We start from the raw sequence: 22,484 nt of genomic DNA on the forward strand, positions 1-22,484 counted from the left end.
GGACCGGACTCCGTCGACGGGTGGCTCAACCGCCTCGCCGCGGCCGAGCTCGGCGCGAGCGATCAGCCATTCCTCGATGCGCGCGACCGCAGCGTCGATCTCGGTGGCGCTCGTGTCCAGCTGTCGCCGCTCGAGTTCGGTGTGCTGAACACGCTCGCCGCCCACCCTGCGGCGCCGGTGTCGCGCGCCGACCTGCTCCGCGAGGTGTGGGGCACGGGTTACGACGGTGGCAGCAACACGGTCGACGTCGTGATTCGCAGCCTCCGGAAGAAGCTGGGCGCCGTTGCCGACCGTGTCGAGACCGTCCGCGGCGTCGGCTACCGGCTCAGGTGAGGCCGGCTCACACACGCCAGCGCGACCACACCGCCTGCTTCGACACTCCCGTCAGGTCGGCGACCTGGGTCCAGGATTCAGCAGCGGCCAGGCGGCGGGCCCCCTCACCGAGGCACTGACCGGCATGGGCGTTCATGGTGAGGAGCTGCGAGAACGCCTCCGGGTCACCACGCAGCGCGAGGATCGACATGGCGTCGCGTGCGAGGACCCCCAGGTCGTTCGAGCTGAGCTGATCGAGATCCTCGCCGAGGATTGCCATGTCGCCTCCTGCGGGCGTCTGTCGGTGGGGCGCCCTCAGCCCTCCTGGAGCGACACCGTGATGCTGTCGTCGGGTGAGTCGAAGGTGCGGGTGAAGCTCGTCCCGGGCCAAGAGTAGGTGAGCTGCTGGACGCGTGGCCGGTACGCCGCCGTGTACAGGGTCCCGAAACCCTGTGCGTACCGCTGGCTGTGGAGCGGGGCTCGCAGGAAGGCAGCTGTCAGCAGGGCACGCTCGGTCGGCTCTTCCAGCAGTGCCAGGAGGTGATCTTGACGCTCGACGCTCCGCAGCGCCCGAGCATGCTCGGGCCGCTCCGGCACTCTTCCGCGATGGTTGGTCGCGACGGCCGAGTCGGTGTACTCAGGCTCGTTGCCCGGTGACACAAAGGCGGTGACCACCGCACCGGTGGCGTCCATCATGGTGAGGTTGTACGACGCGGCGACCGGGAGTCGGTCGAGTGCGGCCCCTGCCTCCTCCACCGTGCCGGCAACCTCCAGCAGGTAGCGCACGACCAGCGGGATGGCGAACCCCGGTCCGGAGCTCTGACGCCCGCCATGCGTGAGCGAGATGACCAGTCCGTCGTCGTTCATCCCGTCGAGAAGCCCCCACAGGCAGTCGCTCGTGCCGATGACCTTGCGACGGGCGAACTTGCTGGAGTACACGACCCACTCGAACAGATCGGGGCTGTAGTCGTAGTTGCGCACCATGACCGGGTCACCCCCGACCTGGGCTGCCTGTGAACAGCCGGGAGCGAACCCGGGTGCATCCCACAAGGTCAGCATGCGGGCCGCGACGTCGTCGTCTCCGGCAAGGGCCACCATGGCCTCCCAGGTCGGGACGAGCTCAGGCATGTGCCTGGTCAGCTGCGCTCGGGCAGTGGCGAGGTCGGGCCGCGCGTCTTCTCCGTCCTGGAGGTACCAGGCCCGGTAGGCGGGCCAAGTGGCGGAGAAGAGCGCCTGCCAGCGAGGGCCCGGTTGCTCCTCGCGAATGCCGACAAGGGTGAACGAGCGGGCGGAGTCGGTGGGGGGCGACGCGGTCCCGGTCCCGCTGCTCCAGCTGTCCCAGGCAGCCCACGACTCCCGACTTCCCATGCGGAGGCCGACCGTGGTGAGTGACTCGACAGCTGCCGCGACCGCATCCGGGTCGACGGCTCGAGCGAGATCGGCGGCGAGGTCGGCGAAGACACGTCCGGGATCGACATCGCGAGAGATCCGGGGCAGCGTGGTGGCGGAGGCGGGCGGGTGGGTACAGGTAGGTGACATGACGTCAAGGCTGCCTTGACGCATGGGAGGCTGTCAAGAAAACCTTGACGGCCATCATCGCCGGACCATCGACGGGCACCGACTCGGCGCCGTAGCCTACGGTCAAGGAGGCGAACATGAGCAACGAGCCGACCGGTCGCCGGCACCTTCGGGGCATCGCCGAGATCCGTACCTTCTTCCGCACCAACCAGCAGCCGGTCTACTTCGTGGGCCCGACTGCCTTCAACCTGCTGGGGATCGACCGCTGGGTGAGGAACTTCCAGTACGTCGTGTACTACGACTCCTGGGACGGGGCACACCCGCGCGTCTTCGCGCCGAAGAACCGGCCGTATGTCGAGTTCGAGTCGAGCGAGCAGATCAACAACTACCTCCTGCGTGACCCCGAGGTCCGGGAGTACATGAAGAGACGTGGGGGCACCCCGATGATCGCGATGGTCTTCTTCGACGAGGAGACCGAGGAGATCTGCCGCGAGCTCGGGTACAACCTGATCCTCCCGCCGGACGAGCTCAGGCGGCGGCTGGACTCCAAGATCGTCACCACCCAGCTCGGCAACGAGGCGGGCGCACCCTCCGTTCCGAACGTGCTCGGCAAGGCGTCGACCTACGAGGAGCTGAACGACCTGGCGACGAGTCACGGCCTGGGCACCGACCTGGTCGTGCAGACGCCGTACGGCGACTCCGGCAAGACCACGTTCTTCGTCAAGTCCGAGCAGGACTGGGACCGGGACGCCGAGGACATCGTCGGGGAGCAGCTGAAGGTCATGAAACGCATCGACAACAAGGCGGCAGCCGTGGAGGCCTGCATCACGCGGCACGGCACCATCGTCGGTCCCTTCATGACGGACCTGACGGGCTACCCCGAGCTCACGCCGTACAAGGGCGGCTGGTGCGGCAACGACCTCTTCCCGGAGGCCCTGACCACCAAGCAGCGGGCGACCGCGATCGACCACGTACGACGGCTGGGCGATCGGCTGGCGAAGGAGGGCTACCAGGGCTTCCTGGAGATCGACGTGCTCGTGGACCTGGCGGACGACGCGGTCTACCTCGGTGAGCTCAACCCGCGGATCTCCGGTGCGTCGTCGATGACCAACGTGACCGCGGGGGCCTATGCCGACGTACCGCTGTTCCTGTTCCACCTGCTGGAGTTCATGGACGTGGACTACACGGTCGACGTCGAGGAGATCAACGAGCGATGGCGTGATCTCGCTGCGGTGGACGTGTGGGCGCAGCTGATCATGAAGGAGCCCAACGACTCGGTGGAGCGCATCCTGGCTGCGCCGCGCACCGGCACGTGGCACCTCGAGGACGACGGCACCCTCACGTTCGCCGGGGTCTCCAACGACTGGCACGACGTCACGCACGAGGACGAGGCGTTCTTCCTGCGCGTCTACGCGGAGGGAGACTTCCGGTTCAAGGGGGCCGACCTCGGGATCCTGGTCACCAAGGGCCGGATGCAGACCGCCGAGGGGCTGACGCAGCGCTGCCGCAACTACATCGACGGCATCCGGGCGCACTACACGTCCGAACCGTTCGAGCCGGCGCCGGCGGTCGCGCCGATCGCCTACGTGAAGTAGGGCGGACCCGGATCAGGCAGGTGGAGCCGGGTCCCACCCGACCAGTGCGAGCATGGCGGCCGCTTCGTCAGGGGTGAGGCGGCTGGGGTTGTCGCCGAACGGGTCCCGCAGGACCTCGATGTTCGCCAGGCGCGAGTCGTCGACGACCTGCTGTCGACCCACCGGATGTGCCAGGAACTGGATAGAGACATCGGCGAAGAGCCTGTGTCGACTGTTGCCCGCAGGGTCTGTCCAGTACCCGTCTGCGACCGATCCTGACTGACAAGGACCGACCACCCACCCGACGCCCCAGACCCCGGCCATGACGAGGGTCCCGTCGCCACCGGCCCAGAGGAACACGCGCTGGCCACGCGTCATCGCGGCCGATCGCTCGACGTCCTCGACCGCCCAGGCCCGCACTTCGCGGTGGCCGTCGGCGATGAAGCGGGCGAGGTTCCAGACGGTCGGGTCGAGGCGGAGGACCCAGGCCCCCACGTCGTCGGGTGCGGCCACCACCTGCGCCGTCGACGTATCTGTGGCGGTGGGTTCTGCGGGAGCTGCCCCGGCCACTGCTGTGGCCTTGGCCTTCTTCGCAGGCTTCGCAGCCTTGGCGGCCTTGGCCTTCTTCGCAGGCTTGTCGGCCTTGGCGGCCTTGGGCTTGGCAGCCTTCGCAGCCTTGGCCTTGGCGACCTTCGCCTTCGGCGCCACTGCCGCAGTCGGGCCCTCCGGGGCCGGCTCCTCGGCGACGGCCTCTGCCGGGGCCGGGGCCGGCTCCTCGGCGACGGCCTCTGCCCGGGCCGGCTCCTCGGCGACGGCCTCTGCCCGGGCCGGCTCCTCGGCGACGGCCTCTGCCGGGGCGGCCTCGGCGGCGGGTTCCGCCGGGGCGGTCTCGGCCGCGGCTACGGGAGCGGGAGAGACGTCGACCGCCGCAGAGGGACTGGCCGGCTTGATGATGAGTCCTCGTTCGTCGAGCAGGTCGTAGACCTGGCGCCGCAGCGTTCGGAGCCTCCGTTGCTGCGCCTCCGTGGTCAGCCCGGACTCGTCGGCCCACCACGCCATCACCCCCGTGTTCGACGCGGAGACCGCGGTCCAGCCGCTGACCGCGGACGGGCGCCCGGGTCGGCCGCGGAGGAACTCCAGCGTCTCCTTCGCGAGCTCGTCGGCGCCGCCGTCGGGGAGGTGTTGCAGCTCGACCTGCTTCGCCCCGGAGCTCCGGGCTTCCGCGAGTCCCGACTGAAGGATGTGGGAGATGCTCATGACGGGTCCTCCTCGAAGGGATTCAGCATGGCACCGCATGACCTTTGCCAGCAACGTGGTGGCAGACCACGGCATCACCCGAAGCAGGGCAGGTGGGCCGCTCGTCCGCGGCGATATCGTCGGGGGGTGAGTGCACCATTCTGGGGCGAGACTCCTCCCGCCACCCGTGTCTCCCCCGACGAGGCCGTTGCCCTCGCCCGTGACGTCTTCGGTGTCGACGGGGTGGCGGAGCCGCTGGGCTCCAACCAGGAGACCAACCTGCGCGTCCGCGGCACGGACGGGAGCACCTACGTGCTGAAGGTGGCCAATCCGGCGTTCGGCGCGGACGTGCTCGACCTGCAGAACCGGGCGATGCGGCACGTCCAGCGAGCGGGCACGGGTCTGGCGGTCCCGCTCCCGGTCCCCGCCCTGGACGGGAGCGATCTGGTCAGCGTGCCGATCCGCGGGATCGACCACCACGTCCGCCTGCTCACGTTCGTGGCTGGCGAGATGTTCTCCGACGCCGACTACCTCGGGGCCGACGTGCTGGGGAGGTTCGGCGCCCTCACCGCGCGCCTGTCGGCGGCCCTGGCCACGTTCGACCACCCCGCGGCGGACCGCGTCCTCCAGTACGACAGCCGCCACGCCGCGCGTGTCGTGGACCGGCTGGCGGGCTCGGTGGCCGATCCCCTCCGGCGGGCGGACGCCGTCGACCTGAGCGACCGGGCCTGGAGCGCCCTCACCCCCCTGGTCCCCGACCTGCGGGTGCAGGTGGTCCACGCCGACATGGCCGACTACAACGTGGTCGCCACCAGGGACGCGGCGGGGCGGCTCACGCCGAGCGGCGTCATCGACTTCGGCGACGTCGTCCGCAGCTGGCTGGTCGCCGACCTGGCCACCGCGATCACCTCGCTGCTCGTGCGGGAGCGACGGTCACCGCTGCTCGACGCGTGCGCGGTCGTCGTCGGCTTCCACTCCGTCACTCCCCTGACCGAGCCCGAGATCGCCGCGGTGTGGCCGCTGGTCGCGGCCCGTGCGAGCGTCCTGGCGACGAGCGTCGAGGACATCCTGGCGGCCGACCCGGACAACGACTACGCCCGCGAGGAGCAGCCTCTCGACTGGCTCATCCTCGACCGGGCAGCCGCGGTGCCGTTCCCGCTCGCCGAGGTCGCCCTGCGGCAGGCGGTCGGCCTGGACGCCGGTGCGACGGCGGCGAGGGTGGCCGCCTGGCGGCCCGCCCGGCCCGTGGTGGACGTTCCCGCCGACGCGCCCCGGATCGACCTCTCCGTCACGACGACCCTGTTGCCCGCGGCGACCTGGACGGACCCGGCGGCCACGCGCACCGCCATCGAGGCGGCCTCGGCGGACGGGTACGGCGTGGCCGGAGGTGGGGCCAGGCTCCCGTCCGTGCTGTGCGACGCGGCCGAGGAGTCGGCCAGCGTGCACCTCGGGATCGACGCCTTCGCGCCCAGCGGGAGCGAGGTCCGGGCCCCGGCGGACGGCAGCGTCAGCGAGGTGCGCGACGACGGCGTCGTCCTGCGCAGCGGAGACGTGGACGTGCTCCTGGCCGGCATCCGTCCCTCGGTCGCCGTCGGAGCCCCCGTCGCGGCCGGCGACGTCGTCGGCCGGGTTGGCGCGCCGACGACGACCGGCCCCCTGCCGCCCCACGTCCACGCGCAGGTGACGCCCGCCGGCCTGGCGGCAAGAGGACCGGTCGAGCCGTCCGTCGCCACGGCCTGGCGGGCCCTGTCCCCGGACGCCTCGTCGCTGGTCGGTGCGACCGCGCCCGACGTACCGACCGAGTCGGCCGAGGAGCTGATCGCGCGTCGCGACGCCGTGGTGGCCCGCGTCCAGGAGCACTACTTCGCGCACCCGCCCCGCATCGAGCGCGGCTGGCGCCACCACCTGCTCGACACCTCGGGCATGGCCTACCTCGACATGGTCAACAACGTCGCCGTCGTCGGGCACAGCCATCCCCGCGTGACCGCGGCGGCCAGCCGGCAGCTCGGGCTGCTCAACACCAACTCGCGGTTCAGCTACGACGGCATGGTCACCTATGCGGAGCGGATCGTGGAGCTGCTTCCCGAGCCGCTCGACACCGTGTTCTTCGTCAACTCCGGGAGCGAGGCCGTCGACCTCGCGCTGCGCATCGTCCGCAGCGTCACCGGCCGCAAGGACACCATCTGCCTGGCCGGCGGCTACCACGGCTGGTCGACGGCGACCGACGAGATCTCGACCACGCTGAACGACAACCCGCATTCTCGGGGAACCAGGCCGCCGTGGGTCCACCTCGCGCCGATGCCCAACCTCTTCCGCGGCGAGCACCGGGGAGCGGACGCCGCGGACCGGTACGCCGACGCCGTCCGGTCCATCGTCGCGCAGATCCCGGGTGGTCCGGCGGCCTTCGTCGCCGAACCGCTCTCCGGCAACGCCGGAGGGGTCGAGATCCCGCCGGGCTACCTGCCGCAGGTCTACGAGTCCGTGCGCGCTGCGGGCGGGCTCGTCGTCTCCGACGAGGTGCAGGTGGGGTACGGCCGCACCGGCGGCGACTTCTGGGGGTTCCAGATGCACGGGGTCGTCCCCGACGTGGTCACCATGGCCAAGGCGGCGGGCAACGGCCACCCCATCGGGTTCGTCGTGACGCGTCGCGAGATCGCCGAGCAGTTCTCGTCGCAGGGCTCCTTCTTCTCCTCGGTCGGCGGCAGCCCGGTGTCGTCCGCCGTCGGGGTGGCGGTGCTCGACGTGCTCCGTGACGAGGGCCTGCAGGAGAACGCCGCCCGCATCGGCGCCCACCTGTCGACGCGGCTCGAGGCGCTCCGCGAGCGCCACTCGCTCATCGGCTGCATCCACGGGCGTGGCCTCTACCAGGGGGTGGAGCTCGTGCGGGACCCGGAGACGCTGGAGCCGGCCACCGAGGAGGCGACCGCCATCTGCGAACGGCTGCGCGAGCTCGGCGTCATCGAGCATGCCACCGGCGACTACTCGAACGTGCTCAAGGTCAAGCCGCCGCTGTGCATCACCCGGGACAGTGCGGACTTCTTCGTCGACCGGCTCGACGAGGTGCTCAGCGCGGGCTGGTGACGTCCCCGGGGCCGTCGGGCCAGCACAGGCCCGTCGCTCAGTGGTGGTGGCTATAGCCGTGCTCGTCGTCCACTCCCGTGTGGCAGTGGTCCCCCTCGGCCGTGTCGGAGGGGGCCACGTCGATCGACGGGTTCTGGTCGAAGAAGCCGAACGGCTTGAGCCAGAAGGAGATCGTGTCGGCCGGCATGATCGGCCAGTCCTCGACGCGGGTGATGTGGTGGATGCCGAACACGTACCAGAGCACGACGTCGGTGTTCTCCAGCGATTCGTCGTCGGAGATCCAGCGGGTCATCCCGTCGTCGTGCTCGGACTGGGTCGGGTGCGCTCCGGCGGGCCACCGTTCGTCGTCGTGGTGGCGGGTGACCCAGAGCGTGTGTCCGATCACCGGCGCCCGGAGGTACTGCGCGGTGGCGGGGTCCATCATCGACGGGAAGCAGGCGGTGGGCACGAGCTTGTAGGCGGTGTTCGTGCCGTGCCGGTTGGTCCGGGTCGGGTTCACGACCTTCCACGACCGCTGGGTCTCCCACCGGTAGTCACGAGCGGCCTCGCTCTCCGAGCGGACCGGGGTCGCGTTGGTGACCAGGTCCAGCCCGAAGGGGTTGGCGTCGGAGACCGGCAGCGCCTCGGAGTCGACCTCCAGGACGGTGTTGTCGGCCCCGTCGACATCCAGGTCCAGCCGGGCCACGATCATGTGCTGGTGGAACGGCGCGTAGGTCCGGTTGTCCACGACGGTGCCGGTGCGCGGGGCCTCGGCCCCCTCGGCGTACGGCGTGGTCACCATGATCCCGGTGGCCCGGACCTCGCACTCGATGTTGCCGTCCTGGTAGAAGCGCCAGTAGACGAGGTACTCGTAGTTGGCCACCGTGACGTGGCAGGAGACGACCATGCGGCGCATCCTGCGGACCTCGGCGCCGGTGGTGCCGTCGACGTGCTTCCAGAGGACCGCGTTGTCCTCCTCGTGGAGGCAGATCGCGTTCCTGATGTCGTAGGGCTCCCCCGCGCTGTCGTGCAGCACCGCGTCGAGGTAGACGATCTCCCCGAGGCAGTCGCAGCCGAGCTCGAGGGAGGTGGTCATGTAGCCCAGGCCCCACTCACCGACGTCGTAGGCGGTGCGACGGTAGTGGTCGAAGGAGGAGTCGCGGTAGGGGACGACCATCTCGGCGAAGGACAGGCGGTACGCGACGTCGCGGACCTCGCCGTGGTCGTCGTAGGCGACCTGGTAGATGACCGGCCCCTCGCGGTAGTTGAAGCCCAGGCGCATCGACCAGTTCTGCCAGCGCAGCTCGGTGCCCTCGACGGTGAACGACACGCCCTCGGGCTGGGTGATGTGCAGGGGCGTGAGGTCGGAACGCTGCTCGCCGGTCCAGATGCCCGGGATGTACTCGCCCTGCACGTCCGGCGACCCGAGGTCGACGTCCTCCTCGATCTGCAGCAGCTCCATGGTGTTCATGTCGACGATGAACTTGATACCGGACACGAGGTGCGCATACGGGTTGGTGCCGGGGGCCTCGCGACGCCAGACGTCGCACCAGCCCAGTCGCCGGTCCCGCCATTGTTCCGGCATGAGCGCCTTGCCGTAGGTCCAGACATCGATCAGCAGGAGAGACATGTCGGTGATGCCCCGGGCAGCCAGGGCGGCGATGACGTCGGGGTGCGCCCGCATCGCCTCGTCGCAGTCGTGCCACTCGTCGACGGTGAAGTTCGGGCAGACGCCGGGCAGATGGGTCCACGACAGGACGGCGTCACCGACCAGGTCGACGACCCCTTCGTAGGCCTGGTTGTCCTCGCGGTTCCACAGCACGGCCAGCGAGACCCGTCCGACCGGGTCGCCGGGCTGCCACGCCTTCACGTCCTGCTTCGGTGGCTCCCTGAGCTCGATCGACGCGAACCGCCAGGAGTCGGTGACCCCCCGGTCTCGTCGGAGGATCGCCGCCGTCTTCCGGAACTCGTCTGCGCTCAGCGGTTCGAGCGGATGCATCGCCATGGTCGCACTCCTCGGTTCGCGACTCCCGGCACGCGCTCGGAACCGGGACGGAGTCCCTCGTCATGTAACCACCCCGGGACCCTCGCCGGCCAGCACCGCGAGGACTAGCCCGAAAAGGGGGCGTTCGGGCGGTCGACCGTGGGCCCCCCGGGTCATAGCCTGAGGAATCGGGATCGGTTCGGCTTGGGCAGCGAGTCGAGGAGGCGACATGTCCGAGAAGCAGGTTTTCCACAACATCATCGATGGGAAGATTCAGGCATCGGCGTCCGGCGCCATGATGGACGTCGTCAATCCCTCGACCGGCGAGGTCTACGCCTCGGCCCCCAACTCCGACGCCCACGACGTGGACCAGGCGTTCCAGGCGGCGGGGCGGGCCTTCGACACGTGGCGGTGGTCGACACCCAGCGAGCGGCAGCGCGCGCTCCTCAAGCTCGCGGACGTGATCGAGGCGAACGCCGAGGAGCTGGTGGCGGTCGAGTCGGAGAACACCGGCAAGCCCGTCTCCCTGACGATGTCGGAGGAGATCCCGCCGATGGTCGACCAGATCCGGTTCTTCGCCGGCGCCGCGAGGGTCCTCGAGGGCAAGGCGTCCGGCGAGTACATGAGGGGCTTCACCTCGTCGATCCGCCGGGAGCCGGTGGGTCCGGTGGGCCAGGTGGCACCCTGGAACTACCCGATGATGATGTCGGTCTGGAAGTTCGCTCCCGCCCTCGCCGCCGGCAACACCGTGGTGCTGAAGCCGAGCGACACGACCCCGGCGTCGTCGTACTGGATGGTCGAGAAGATGCAGGAGATCTTCCCGCCGGGTGTCTGCAACCTGGTCTGCGGCGACCGCGACACGGGCGCCGCGCTGACCAGTCACCCGATCCCCCAGCTCGTCTCCATCACGGGCTCCACCCGGGCCGGCATCGCCGTGGCGACCGCCGCAGCCGCGGACCTGAAGCGGGCCCACCTCGAGCTCGGCGGCAAGGCCCCCGTCGTCGTCTTCGACGACGCCGACCTCGCGGCAGCGGTCGAGGGGATCTCCGTCGCCGGTCTCTTCAACGGAGGGCAGGACTGCACGGCCGCCACCAGGGTGATGGCCCAGGCTGGCTTCTACGACGAGTTCCTCTCCGAGCTCACGGAGGCGGCCAGGAACACGAAGACCGGATACGACCCCCAGGACGAGGACATCCTCTACGGCCCCGTCAACAACGCGAACCAGCTCGGGCACGTCTCCGGCCTGGTCGACCGTGCCCCGGACCATGCCCGGGTGACCACCGGCGGCAGCCGGGTCGGCGGAGCCGGGTTCTTCTACGAGCCCACGATCGTCGCGGACCTGCAGCAGGACGACGAGCTCATCACGACCGAGATCTTCGGGCCGGTCCTCACGGTGCAGAAGTTCACCGACGAGGAGGAGGCGCTGCGGTTCGCGAACGGCAGCGAGTACGGCCTCGCCTCCTCCGTGTGGACCAACGACATCGGGAGGGCCAGCCGGATGGCGGCCCGGATCGACGCCGGCTGCGTCTGGGTCAACACGCACATCCCGCTCGTCGGCGAGATGCCGCACGGCGGGTTCAAGCACTCCGGCTACGGAAAGGATCTCTCGATGTACGGGTTCGAGGACTACACGCGGATCAAGCACGTGATGATCCACCACGGGTTCGAGGGATGACCGCGCCGACCGGAGACGGGCACCACAGTCTCCACGCCGAGCAGCACGACCCGCACCACCGCGCCGAAGCCGACCTCCTCGACAAGGGCCTCACCGAGGGCGCCGTCGGCCTCTTCGGCGGGACCGTCCTCGGGATCTCGTCGGTCGCCCCCGCCTACGCCCTGACCGCCACGGTCGGCATCCTGGTCGCCGAGGCCGGCGACAAGATGCCGGTGGTCATCATCGCGGGCTTCCTCCCCATGTTCTTCGCGGCGTACGCGTACCGGGAGCTGAACAAGGTCGCCCCCGACTGCGGGACGTCGTTCACCTGGACCACGAAGGCCTTCGGGCCGTACGTCGGGTGGCTGGGTGGCTGGGCGGCGATCATGGCCACCGTGATCGTGCTGTCCAACCTGGCCGGCGTCGCGGTCCAGTTCTTCTACCAGTTCCTGGGCGACCTGACCGACACCGGCGCGATCGGCGACCTCTGGGAGAACCGGGGGGTCAACGTCGTGACCTGCCTGGTCTTCCTGGCGATCGCCACCTGGGTCGCCTACCGGGGCATCACCACGACCGAGCGCGTCCAGATCGTGCTGGTGCTCTTCCAGCTGGCGGTCCTGTTGGTCTTCGCCATCGCCGCCTTCGCCAAGTCCGGCGACTCCGCCACAGGGCTCGACTTCAGCCTCGACTGGTTCAGTCCCTCGGGCCTGGGTCTCTCCGCGTTCATCGCTGGACTCTCCGGCTCCATCTTCGCCTTCTGGGGCTGGGACACGGCCCTCACGGTCAACGAGGAGTCGGTCGACGCCGACAAGACGCCGGGTCGTGCGGCCCTGCTGTGCGTCGTCTCGATCCTGCTGACCTACCTGATCGTGGCCATCGCCCTCCAGATGTACGCCGGTGTCGGCGAGGACGGGAACGGGCTGGCCAACGAGGAGATCTCGGACAACGTGTTCGGGGCGCTGGCCCGGCCCGTCCTCGGGCAGCCGCTCGACCTCGTCCTGTTCCTGGCCGTCCTCGCCTCCAGCGCTGCCAGCCTGATCACCACGTTCCTGCCCACGTCGCGCACCATGCTCGCCATGGGCATCTACCGCGCGTTCCCGCAGAAGTTCGCCACCGTCCACCCCGAGCACCGGACCCCGTCGTACGCCACCGTCGTGGCCGGCATCGGAGCCGGTGTGTTCTACGCCTTGCTGACCTTCGTGAGCGAGAAGGTGCTCACCGACACGATCTACTCGCTGGGCATCATGATCTGCTTCTACTACGGACTCACGGCGTTTGCCTGCATCTGGTACTTCCGCAAGGAGCTGTTCAACGACGTCTCCAGCTTCGTCTTCAAGCTCCTCTTCCCGCTGATCGGAGGACTCGGGCTCGGCTGGGTCTTCGTGGTGACGCTCCGCGACAGCGCGTCTCCCGACTACGGCAGCGGCGCGGACATCGGCGGCGTCGGCCTGGTGCTGATCCTCGGCCTCGGCATCATCCTCGCCGGCATCGTGTTCATGCTGTGGCAGCGATTCAGGGACCCGGCCTACTTCCGCGGCGAGACCCTGGTCAAGGACACCCCGGCGCTGATCGTCGAGTGACCGGGCGGCCGGAGGGCCGACCCGAACAGCCGCCGGCTGCGGTCAGTGGTGACCGAGGTGGCTGGTGTGGTGAGGGTCGTCGGGAGGTGGCTTGGGCCGATCGGCGAGCAACGGCTGCCCCGGATCCCAGGTGGTGCCGTCGCGCTCGTCCCGCTGTCGGCGCGCCAGCGCCGAGAGGGCCTCGAGGACCACGCGGTTGGCCAGCGCGGCCGTGATCTCGGCATGGTCGTACGGCGGCGCCACCTCGACGACGTCCATCCCGACCACCGGCAGCTCGAGGCAGATCCGGCGAACGGCGTCGAGGAGCTGGCGGGCGCTGAGCCCGCCCGGCTCGGGGGTGCCGGTGCCCGGCGCGTGCCCGGGGTCGCACACGTCGATGTCGACGGAGAGGAAGACGCCGTCGCAGTCGTCCATGGCGATGCCGAACGCCTCGGTGAGGCACTCCTCGAGACCACGGTGCACGATCTCGGTCATCTCGTAGGACCGCATCGACTGGTCCGCCATCCAGTCCAGGGTCTCGGGCGGCGGCCAGTAGCCGCGGAGGCCGACCTGGAGGAACCGGTCGCCCCGCAGGGCCCCGGACTCGATCAGCCGGCGCATCGGCTGGCCGTGTCCCCACAGGGAGCCGAACTCGATGTCGCCGGTGTCGGCGTGCGCGTCGAAGTGGATCATCGAGATCCGCCCGTGCCCCAGCACGTTGGCGACGCCCTTGGCGTCGGGGAAGGTGACCGAGTGGTCGCCGCCGAGGACGACGGGCACCGCCCCCGATCTGGTGACCTTCTCGACGGCCGCTTCGAGAGCCGGGAGCGCGACCTCGATGTCGCCGGAGTACATCTCGACGTCGCCGGCATCGACGACCCCGAGCTCCGTGAGGCCGTCCGTCCGGAGAGCCAGGCTGGGCCGCTCGCCGTCGTGCGGCAGGTAGTCGCGCATCCGGATCGCCATCGGACCGAAGCGCGCGCCGGAGCGGGCGGACGTACCGCCGTCGAACGGCGCGCCGAGGATCACGACCTGGGCGTCGGCGTACGTCGAGGGGTCGTCCAGGTCGCACATCGGGACTCCGAGGAAGGTGAAGTCCGGGCCGAACTGCTGGCCGTAGCGGGTCATCTCCCGAGACTCGCCCGCCTCGAGGCGCCCGTCAAGGAGACGTGACCTAGTGGCGGCGGCCCTTGCGACCCTTCCGGCCCTTCCGGGCCTGGGGCTGGAGGTCGCCGTCCGCCGCCCCGAGGGCGACACCGATCGCCCCGAAGGACCGGATCGTGTCGACGAGGGAGGCCGTGTGCTGCGGAGTCGGCCACGACGACAGCTTCACGCCGACCAGGCGGGTGGCGCGGTTGACGTAGACCATCTGGCCGTGGATGCCGAGGCAGAGCATCGCCTCCCCGAGGTGGGTCGGCACGAACCAGAACTGGTTGCGGTACCACCCGCCGGGCAGCACCTCTTCGTTGTCCGAGGCGGCGAACGCGGCCCGGACCGCGTCCGGCCGGTTCCACGACTCCTCGATCCAGGCCGCCGGGACGACCTCGCGGCCGTCGACCGTGCCGCCGTCCATCAGCAGCCGTCCGAAGCGGGCCAGGTCCCGGGCCACCGCTGAGATGCCGCCGTCGTGGATGCCGGTGCCGACGGCGTCACAGGTGATCTCGGCGTCGGCCTCGGCACCCATCGGCCGCCACAGCAGGGTCGAGACCAGGTCCGCCATGCGGGTGCCGGCGGCCCGCTCGCAGACCCACCCGAGCATGTCGGTGTCGGCCGACCGGTAGGTGAAGGTGCCGCCGTGCGGTTCGGCCCGCTCGAGGCTCGCGAGGTAGGCGTAGGCGCCGACCGGGTCGTCGTCCCGGCGGGGGTGCCAGCCCATCGAGCGCTCCATCACCCGGACCTCTGCGTCGGGCGAGTCGTAGGTCTCGCGGAACTGCACGCCCGTCCGCATGTCGAGGAGGTCACGGACGGTGGCGCCGCCGTAGCCGGAGTGGGCGACCTCGGGCACGTAGTGCTCCACCGAGGCGGACACGTCGAGGGTGCCGCGGTCGGACAGGATCCCCGCCACGCACCCCACGATCGACTTGGACACCGACATCAGCAGGTGCGGAGTGGACTCGGTGTTCCCCGCGTAGTAGCGCTCGGTGAGCAGGACGCCGTCGTGCAGGACGATCAGCGCATCGGTCGACGTCTCGTCGAAGACGTCCTCGACGCTCGTGGTGTCGCCGGAGAGGCGGTGGACGGTGATCCCCGCCAGGTCGACGTCGCGGCGCTTGGCGAAGTCGGCCGCGGGCGCCGGCCCGGCCGGGATGACCTGGGTGGGGATGATCTCGCGCATGTGCCGGAAGGCCCAGCGGACGCTCCCGGGGTCCTGCCAGTTGGCCACCGTGACGCGCGAGTCCTTCTCCGGCGGGAAACCGGTCATGCGTTCCATGCGCACACCCTAGGCGGCCGGTCCGGCCAGTGGTCCACGACCCACCGGCCGGACCAGAGCGCCCACCCGTTCTCTAGGATTCCCGGGTGAGCGACGCAACGACCCCGACCCGTTATGCCCGCGTGTCGGCAGCGAACTGGCTGGAGGCGCCGTACAACCGGTGGTCGATGTGGCACGTCCGGGAGATCTCGCCCACGAAGGTCGTCTCCCACGGCGCAGGCCCGGCGCTGCCGCTCCCCGACCGGGCCCAGCCGCTCGACCTCGACAGGGTCGAGGTCGCCCGGGTGGACGGGTCGGTGGGCACGGTGCGCGACGTGCTGGACGACACCTTCACCGACGCGTTCGCGGTGCTCCAGGACGGCGAGGTCGCCGACGAGTGGTACGCCGAGGGCGGCGGTCCAGACCTGGTCCACGCCGTCCTGTCCGTGACCAAGTCCCTGGTCGGGTGCGTGGCCGGGATCCTCCTCGACCGCGGGGTTCTCGACGAGGACGCGCCCGTCGAGCAGTACGTCCCCGAGCTGGCCCCTTCCGGATACGCCGGAGCGTCGGTGCGGCACCTGCTGGACATGCGCAGCGGCGCCCTCTTCCTCGAGGACTACACCGACCCGATCGGCGGCATCCGGCAGCTGGGCGAGTGGCTCCTGGGCGAGCAGGGGCTCTACGCCTTCCTGCCGACGCTCGGCGCCGAGCGGCCCCATGGCGGGCACTTCCTCTACCGCTCCTCGGAGACCGACGTCCTGGGCTGGGTGTGCGAGAGGGCTTCGGGTTCTCTCATGGCCGACCTGATCGGGGAGCTCGTCTGGGCGCCGATGGGCGCCTCCGACGACGCGGAGATCATGGTCGACCGCACCGGCACCGCCGTCCACGACGGCGGCCTGAGTGCGACGGCACGCGACCTCCTCCGGTTCGGTCAGCTGCTGCTGACCGGCGGCTCGGTGCCGGACCCCGAGGGCGGCGTTCGCGAGGTCCTTCCGCCACGGTGGCTTCGTCAGGCCTGGGCGGTCGACGCCGACGTCCGCTCGGCCTTCGTGGAGTCGCCCGCGGAGCAGACCTTCCCGGGCGGCTGGTACCGCAACCAGTTCTGGTTCCGGGTCGGCGAGTACGGCGACGTCCTGCTCTGCATGGGCATCCACGGGCAGCTGGTGTACGTCAGCCGCCGGACGCGCACGGTGTGCGTGAAGCTGTCGAGCTGGCCGGACGCACAGAACCCGGCGTACCTCCAGGACACCCTGCGTGCCTGCGACGCCGTGAGCGGGGCGCTCACGCGCCAGACCCCCACCGGCGACATCCACCGGCTCCCCGGGGTCGTCTCCGGTCTGAGCCGCGGCGGCACCGCACGGCGGCCCGGACCCTCCGTCATCTGACGATCCCCGGACGTCAGCGGACTCCCCACGCGTACGCCTGCTTGCGGGTGCTCAGGTAGACCAGGGTCTCCGATCCGACGACACCCGGGATGCCACGTATCGTGTTGGTCAGGTCGATCAGCTGGTTGTCGTTCTCGGCCACCACCTCGAGGATGATGTCGAACTTGCCGCTGGTCAGGACGATGAAGTCGATGGCGTCGATCGCCGCCAGCGCGTTGGCGATCTTCTTGATGTTGCCCGACACCCGGACGCCGATCATCGCTTCCCACGAGAAGCCCAGCTGGAGTGGATCGGTGACCGCCACGATCTGCATGACGCCCTGCTCGATCAGCCGCTGAGCCCGGTGCCGGACGGCCGCCTCGGAGAGTCCGACCTCCTTGGCGATCGTGGCGTACGACATCCTGCCGTCCTTCTGGAGCAGGGCGATGATGCCCTTGGACGTGTCGTCGAGGTTGGCGGAGCTGGTCACGAGGTCAGTTTGGTCGATTTCGTGCCGTTCCGGCCAGACGCCACCCCGCGGGGGCGCCCCGCCCTCCGGGGTGGGCCACGGCCGCTGTCGGCGCCTCCGGGTCTCGGTTGCGACGGGGTCGCCGCAGGCGCCACGATGAATGAGGCTGTCGGCGCGGGGAGGTGGGCAGCATCGGAGCGACACCGCGACTGGCGGGAGCCTCTCGGCTCCTGCCCGGCCTGGAGCAGGCCCGCAGCTACCAGCCGGCCTGGCTGCGCTGGGACCTCCTGGCCGGGGTGACCGTCGCCGCGTACCTGGTCCCGCAGTGCATGGCCTACGGCGTGCTGGCCGGTCTCGACCCGGTCGTCGGGCTCTGGGCGGCCCTGCCGTCCCTGGCGCTGTACGCGCTGTTCGGGTCCTCACCGCAGCTGTCGGTCGGACCGGAGTCCACCGTCGCGATCATGACCGCGATCGCGCTGGCGCCGCTGGCTGCCGGCGACCCGGGCCGGTACGCCGGCCTGGCCGCGGCCCTGGCCGTGCTCGTCGGTGTCCTGTCCGTGATCGGCTGGGCGCTGCGGCTCGGCTTCCTCGCCGACCTGTTCTCCGCACCGATCCTCGTCGGCTACATGGCCGGGATCGCGGTGGTCATGGTCGTCGGCCAGCTCGGCAAGGTCACCGGAGTACCGGTCTCCGGCCACTCCGTGCGCGAGGAGCTGACCTCGTTCTTCTCGAACCTGGACCAGGTCGAGTGGGGGGTGCTGCTGCTCAGCGTGGTGACCCTGACGTTCCTGCTGGTCGTGGCGTGGCGCTGGCCGCGGCTGCCCGGCCCCTTGCTCGCGGTGCTCCTGGCCATCGCACTGACCGCGATCTTCGACCTGGAGGCGAGGGGGGTCACCGTCGTCGGCGCGCTGCCGGCCGGTCTGCCCGGCCCGGAGGTGCCGCCCCTCGGCGACTACCTGGGGCTGCTGATCCCGGCCGCGGGGGTCCTGCTGGTCGGGTACACCGACAATGCGTTGACCGGCCGCGCGTTCGCGGTGCGGCGCGGCAACGCGATCGACGCCGACCAGGAGTTCCTCGCTCTGGGCGCCGCGAACCTCGGCGCCGGCCTGCTGCAGGGGTTCCCGGTGAGCAGCAGCGGCAGCCGGACCGCGATCGGGGAGGCAGCCGGCAGCCGCACGCAGCTGCACTCGCTGGTGACCGTGGTCTGCGTCGTCGCGGTCCTGCTGTTCCTCGGGTCGGCGCTGGAGTCCTTCCCGATGGCGGCGCTGGGCGCCATCGTCATCTACGCGGCCACCCGGCTGGTCGACGTCGGCGAGTTCGTCCGCCTGGCCAGGTTCCGCCGCAGCGAGCTCGTCCTGGCCCTGGCCACGCTGACCGCCGTCCTCGTGCTCGGTGTCCTCAAGGGCATCCTCGTCGCCGTCGCGGTCTCGGCCGCGGAGATGCTGCGGCGCATCGCCCGCCCCCACGACGCCGTCCAGGGCCGGGTCCCGGGCGTGCCCGGGCTGCACGACGTGGACGACTACCCCGCGGCGACGGTCACGCGAGGACTCCTGGTCTACCGCTACGACGCGCCGCTGTTCTTCGCCAACGCCCGGGACTTCAAGCAACGGGCACTCGCCGCCGCCGGGGAACGCGGCGCGCAGCTGCGTTGGTTCGTCCTCAACGTCGAGGCCGTCATCGAGCTCGACATCACCGCCCTCGACGCGGTGGAGGAGGTACGGGCCGAGCTCTCGGGACGCGGAGTCGTCTTCGCCCTGGCCCGCGTCAAGCAGGACGTCCTCGCGCTGCTGTCCGCGTACGGCATCGCCGACCGGATCGGGGCCGACCGGCTGTTTCCCACCCTCCCTGCTGCCGAGGACGCGTACCGGGCGTGGGAGGGCTCGGCACCGGACCACTAGCCATCCCGCCAGGGTCGTCGACAACCGGGGAGACCTTCCGCACGGTCCGGTCGAGTGCCACGCTGGGCAGGTGAGCACGCCGGTCCGGCTGTTCCTCGTCTCCCCTGCTCGGGCGGTGCGTCGCGCGCTCGCGCTGGCCCTCGACGCCGAGGACGACATCGAGGTCGTGGGCGAGGCCGACACCTCCCGGGAGGCACTCGCGCGGGTACCGGCCGTGCGGCCGGACGTCGTCCTGGCCGGCTCGCGCCTGCGGGACCCCGACTCCCCCGATATGTGCCGGCTCCTGCTGGAGGCCCTGCCGGACCTGCACGTGCTCTTCATCGACGTCGACGCCGACCAGAAGCTGGTGGCGGAGGTGATGACGGCGGGGGCATCCGGGATGGTGCCGGAGACGTCGGACGAGGACGACCTGGTCGACGCCATCGAGACGGCGGCAGCCGGCCAGACCGTCATGTCGGCCAAGGCCCTGAGGACCATCCTTCACGCGTCGCAGAAGGTCGTCGCCCAGGACCCGCTGGCGGGCCTCACCCCTCTCGAGCGCGACCTCTTCGACCTCGTGGGCCAGGGCCTGAGCAACGCGGAGATCGCCCGGGAGATGCGGCTCGCGCCCGGCACCGTCCGCAACTACGTGTCCCGCCTGCTGCGGAAGCTCGGCGTCGAGCGCCGGGCCCAGCTGGTCATCCTCGCCGCCCGGCAGAAGCGTCCGGCCGAGCGACCGTCGGCCGGGCGCTCCTGAACACGAGTCAACCCAGCGCTCGAGCGCCGGGCCCCCGATGGGGACCCGGCGCTCAGGCTGCAGGGTGCGACGTACGGCTGCTACACCGCGGCCAGCTCCGGCTCGGGAGCGGCGGTCACGACCGCCGCCTCCTCACCGATCGCCACGTCGGACACGCGCCGGCCGGTGAAGCGGGTGAGCGCGACCGCGTAGATCACGCCGATCGACACCCAGACGATGCCGGCGATGAGCGCGTCCTTGTGCAGGAAGCTCCAGAGCACGCCGGTCATGAGCGTGCCGATCAGCGGGAGCACGACGTTCGTGGCCACGTGCTTGGGAGTGCGGTACTCACGCCGCCGCCACGCGAAGTAGGCCAGGACCGACAGGTTGACGAACGTGAAGGCGACGAGCGCACCGAAGTTGATCATGGAGGAGATCAGCTCCAGGCTCGGCGTGATCGCGAGCAGCGACACGAGGCCGACCACGATCACCGACCCCACCGGCGTGTGGCGGCGCGGGTGCACGGTCGCGAAGATCCGCTTCGGGAGCACGCCGTTGCGGCCCATCACGTGCAGCATCCGGGAGACGCTGGCGTGCGACGCCAGCGCCGAGGCCACGGTCGCGGCGAACGCGGCCGACATGAACACGATCTGGAAGAAGCCGCCGCCCACCTTCAGGGCCATCTCCGGGAGCGTGTCGTCGACCAGCTGGAAGCCGGCGACGTCGGGGAAGATCGCCTGGGCGACGTGCCCGGTGACCAGGAAGATGGCGCCGCCGATGAGCAGGGTGATGATGATCGCCTTGGCCACGTCGGACTTCCGGCGGGCCTCCTCGGCGTACATGGTGATGGCGTCGAAACCGATGAAGGAGAAGCAGACCACCGTGGCGCCGCTCAGGACCGCGGGAATGGCCACACCCGAGTGGAAGAACGGCTGCGTCGTGAACAGGGTGCCCTGGCCCATGCCGTGGTAGAGCTGCACCGTGGCCAGCACCAGGAAGGCGCCGATCATGGCGACCGCGAAGGCCACCAGGACGAAGTTCAGCTTCGAGGTGGACTTCATGCTCCACGCGTTCAGGGCGGTGATGCCGGCGACGAAGCCGACGACCCAGATCCAGCCGGGGACCGAGGGGAACAGTGAGGTCATGTACAGCCTGATGATCAGCGCGTTCACCAGGGGCAGCAGCAGGTAGTCCAGCAGCGCGGCCCAGCCGACCAGGAACCCGAGACGCGGGTGCATCGCCTCACGGGTGTAGGTGTACGACGAACCCGCGGTCGGGAACACCTTCGCCATCCGCCCGTAGCTGATGGCCGTGAAGACCATGACGACGAGTGCCATCAGATAGGTCAACGGCACGACGCCGTTGGTCTCCTCCGTGACAATCCCGAACGTGTCGAAGAGGACAGTGGGCGTCATGTATCCCAGCCCCAGGCCGACGATCGCCCACAGGCCGAGGGACCGACTCAGTCCACCTTGCTTCGTCACCGTGGTATCTCCTTCTCTCTGTTTCTCGATGGGTGAGCAGCAGCGCTGCCGTGACCCCAGACTGCGCGCAGGAACGGTGCCGCGAAGCCGCCCAACGTCACCGGAAATCGACGAACCGTCATCGGCTCCGATGACAGGTGTCACCCCCGGCCCCGAGAGCCCCACAGGATGGACGTGATGTCGTTCCGCCCCTGCCAGAGTTCGACGTCCTGTCCATGGCGGAAACGCGCTGGCTCCTTCATGGTGGACGGCAACATTCGCGCGGTGGTCCATGCGGGAAGGCGGGGGCCCACGGCGGATCATGACGAAAGGAGTCCACCGTGACGGCGGACATTTCACTGGCGACAGGCGTCGCCGCAGCTCTGAAGGGTGGCCTGGCGGCCGCCAAGGCCGCGGGCGACAAGTCCGTCCGGGCCACGCACCTCGCGCCCGAGCAGCTCCACGCGCTGGTGGGGTCCACGCTCGACCACCTCCGGTCGCGGCCCGGCAAGCCGTCGCCCACCGAGGGCTGGACGCTCGTGACCGCGCGCGACGCCGGCGTCACGGCCTGGTGGGCCGAGGTCGCCGGGCTCACCGACGCGGAGCGCCGGCGGGTCGGACCTCTGCGCCGCGATGTCTTCGACGCGCTCGCCGAGCAGGACCTGATCGCGGTCGACACCGAGCGGAGCACGTCCGTGCACGTGTCACCGGTGGCCACGGCGACGACCCGGGAGGCCGAGCCGGAGCCGCACCCGGCGGACCCGGCGGACCCGTTCGGCGCGTGGGTCCTGACGCTCTCGCCCTACGTCTACGACGCCAACCGCGTCTTCGCGGCGCCCGACCGGAAGGTTCGCCTCTGGTCGGTCGACGACGAGCGCGCGGCGAGCATGGAGTACGGCCAGCCCGTGTACCTGTGGGTCGCCGACGGCGACCCCTTCCGCGAGGCCGGCGTCTGGGGCGTCGGCTGGATCGCGGGACCGTGCATCCGCGGCATCGCGGGCGAAGGCTGGCTCGACGTCGAGGCGGCGATCCGGGCGAACGTGTTCGCCGTCCTCGAGGTCACGCTGCTGGACACGCCCGTCAGCCGCGAGGCCTTCCTGGAGGACCCTCGGCTGGTCGATGCAGATGTCCTTCGCGACCCGATCGCGCCGAACCCGGGTGTCCTGGACGCGGCGCAGGCGGCGGCGTTGGCCGAGCACCTCGGCTCGCGCCCCCTCCAGTCCGAGACCTGGGTCGCCTAGGGCGTGTCTCCTAAGTGGTCAGCCAGA

At 70.4% G+C, this 22,484-nt stretch carries 17 protein-coding genes; 9 read left to right on the forward strand and 8 right to left on the reverse strand.

Going from position 1 to position 22,484, the window contains the following annotated elements:
• Positions 1 to 333: winged helix-turn-helix domain-containing protein (locus EKO23_RS22425; protein ID WP_134720716.1), on the forward strand; the 333-nt coding region annotated here is incomplete at its 5' end.
• Between the two features lie 7 nt (positions 334 to 340).
• Here the strand turns inward: EKO23_RS22425 and EKO23_RS22430 are convergent.
• The gene (locus EKO23_RS22430) at positions 341 to 592 is read right to left on the reverse strand and encodes a hypothetical protein (protein WP_134720717.1); all 252 of its coding nucleotides are present in this window, start codon (positions 590 to 592) and stop codon (positions 341 to 343) included.
• Positions 593 to 627: 35 nt separating this feature from the next.
• Entirely contained in the window at positions 628 to 1,851 is a 1,224-nt protein-coding gene (locus EKO23_RS22435; protein WP_217702758.1) for a C45 family autoproteolytic acyltransferase/hydrolase, read from the reverse strand.
• 116 nt (positions 1,852 to 1,967) lie between these two features.
• Between EKO23_RS22435 and EKO23_RS22440 the strand changes: the two genes are divergently transcribed.
• Entirely contained in the window at positions 1,968 to 3,425 is a 1,458-nt protein-coding gene (locus EKO23_RS22440; protein ID WP_134720718.1) for a biotin carboxylase, read from the forward strand.
• A 12-nt stretch (positions 3,426 to 3,437) separates the two neighbouring features.
• Here the strand turns inward: EKO23_RS22440 and EKO23_RS22445 are convergent, their stop codons facing one another.
• Positions 3,438 to 4,661: a hypothetical protein gene (locus tag EKO23_RS22445; RefSeq protein ID WP_134720719.1), complete on the reverse strand. Its 1,224-nt coding sequence runs from the start codon at positions 4,659 to 4,661 to the stop codon at positions 3,438 to 3,440.
• A 126-nt stretch (positions 4,662 to 4,787) separates the two neighbouring features.
• Between EKO23_RS22445 and EKO23_RS22450 the strand changes: the two genes are divergently transcribed.
• Positions 4,788 to 7,721: an aminotransferase gene (locus tag EKO23_RS22450; protein ID WP_167880605.1), complete on the forward strand. Its 2,934-nt coding sequence runs from the start codon at positions 4,788 to 4,790 to the stop codon at positions 7,719 to 7,721.
• Positions 7,722 to 7,758: 37 nt separating this feature from the next.
• On the opposite strand, the gene EKO23_RS22455 is transcribed toward EKO23_RS22450, so the two are convergent.
• Positions 7,759 to 9,705, reverse strand: a complete 1,947-nt coding sequence (locus EKO23_RS22455; protein ID WP_134720721.1) for a primary-amine oxidase — start codon at positions 9,703 to 9,705, stop codon at positions 7,759 to 7,761.
• A gap of 208 nt (positions 9,706 to 9,913) precedes the next feature.
• Here EKO23_RS22455 and EKO23_RS22460 point away from each other — a divergent pair, with 208 nt between their 5' ends.
• The gene (locus EKO23_RS22460; RefSeq protein WP_134720722.1) at positions 9,914 to 11,359 is read left to right on the forward strand and encodes a gamma-aminobutyraldehyde dehydrogenase; all 1,446 of its coding nucleotides are present in this window, start codon (positions 9,914 to 9,916) and stop codon (positions 11,357 to 11,359) included.
• Positions 11,356 to 12,918 (forward strand): APC family permease, encoded by a 1,563-nt coding sequence (locus tag EKO23_RS22465; protein WP_134720723.1) that lies wholly within the window; start codon positions 11,356 to 11,358, stop codon positions 12,916 to 12,918. Before EKO23_RS22460 ends, EKO23_RS22465 begins: the two co-directional genes overlap by 4 nt.
• A gap of 42 nt (positions 12,919 to 12,960) precedes the next feature.
• On the opposite strand, the gene speB is transcribed toward EKO23_RS22465, so the two are convergent.
• Together speB and EKO23_RS22475 are read right to left on the reverse strand one after the other, a co-directional pair.
• Complete coding sequence (speB, locus tag EKO23_RS22470) at positions 12,961 to 14,025, reverse strand: agmatinase (RefSeq protein WP_134720724.1); 1,065 nt, start codon at positions 14,023 to 14,025, stop codon at positions 12,961 to 12,963.
• Between the two features lie 46 nt (positions 14,026 to 14,071).
• On the reverse strand, positions 14,072 to 15,328 hold the full coding sequence (locus EKO23_RS22475) for a serine hydrolase domain-containing protein (RefSeq protein WP_217702759.1): 1,257 nt from the start codon (positions 15,326 to 15,328) through the stop codon (positions 14,072 to 14,074).
• A gap of 86 nt (positions 15,329 to 15,414) precedes the next feature.
• Here EKO23_RS22475 and EKO23_RS22480 point away from each other — a divergent pair, with 86 nt between their 5' ends.
• Positions 15,415 to 16,692 carry a serine hydrolase domain-containing protein gene (locus tag EKO23_RS22480; protein ID WP_134720725.1) on the forward strand — a complete coding sequence of 426 codons (1,278 nt, stop codon included), beginning with the start codon at positions 15,415 to 15,417 and terminating at the stop codon, positions 16,690 to 16,692.
• 13 nt (positions 16,693 to 16,705) lie between these two features.
• On the opposite strand, the gene EKO23_RS22485 is transcribed toward EKO23_RS22480, so the two are convergent.
• On the reverse strand, positions 16,706 to 17,161 hold the full coding sequence (locus EKO23_RS22485) for an Lrp/AsnC family transcriptional regulator (RefSeq protein WP_246051248.1): 456 nt from the start codon (positions 17,159 to 17,161) through the stop codon (positions 16,706 to 16,708).
• A gap of 161 nt (positions 17,162 to 17,322) precedes the next feature.
• Between EKO23_RS22485 and sulP the strand changes: the two genes are divergently transcribed.
• Entirely contained in the window at positions 17,323 to 19,038 is a 1,716-nt protein-coding gene (gene sulP / locus EKO23_RS22490; protein WP_246051250.1) for a sulfate permease, read from the forward strand.
• 70 nt (positions 19,039 to 19,108) lie between these two features.
• Positions 19,109 to 19,774 (forward strand): LuxR C-terminal-related transcriptional regulator, encoded by a 666-nt coding sequence (locus EKO23_RS25495; protein ID WP_167880606.1) that lies wholly within the window; start codon positions 19,109 to 19,111, stop codon positions 19,772 to 19,774.
• Positions 19,775 to 19,854: 80 nt separating this feature from the next.
• Here the strand turns inward: EKO23_RS25495 and EKO23_RS22500 are convergent, their stop codons facing one another.
• Complete coding sequence (locus EKO23_RS22500) at positions 19,855 to 21,237, reverse strand: APC family permease (protein WP_217702760.1); 1,383 nt, start codon at positions 21,235 to 21,237, stop codon at positions 19,855 to 19,857.
• A 320-nt stretch (positions 21,238 to 21,557) separates the two neighbouring features.
• Here EKO23_RS22500 and EKO23_RS22505 point away from each other — a divergent pair, with 320 nt between their 5' ends.
• Positions 21,558 to 22,457: a hypothetical protein gene (locus EKO23_RS22505; protein ID WP_134720727.1), complete on the forward strand. Its 900-nt coding sequence runs from the start codon at positions 21,558 to 21,560 to the stop codon at positions 22,455 to 22,457.
• The last annotated feature ends 27 nt before the right edge of the window (positions 22,458 to 22,484 follow it).

Source organism: Nocardioides guangzhouensis (assembly GCF_004519545.1).
GTDB lineage: Bacteria > Actinomycetota > Actinomycetes > Propionibacteriales > Nocardioidaceae > Nocardioides > Nocardioides guangzhouensis.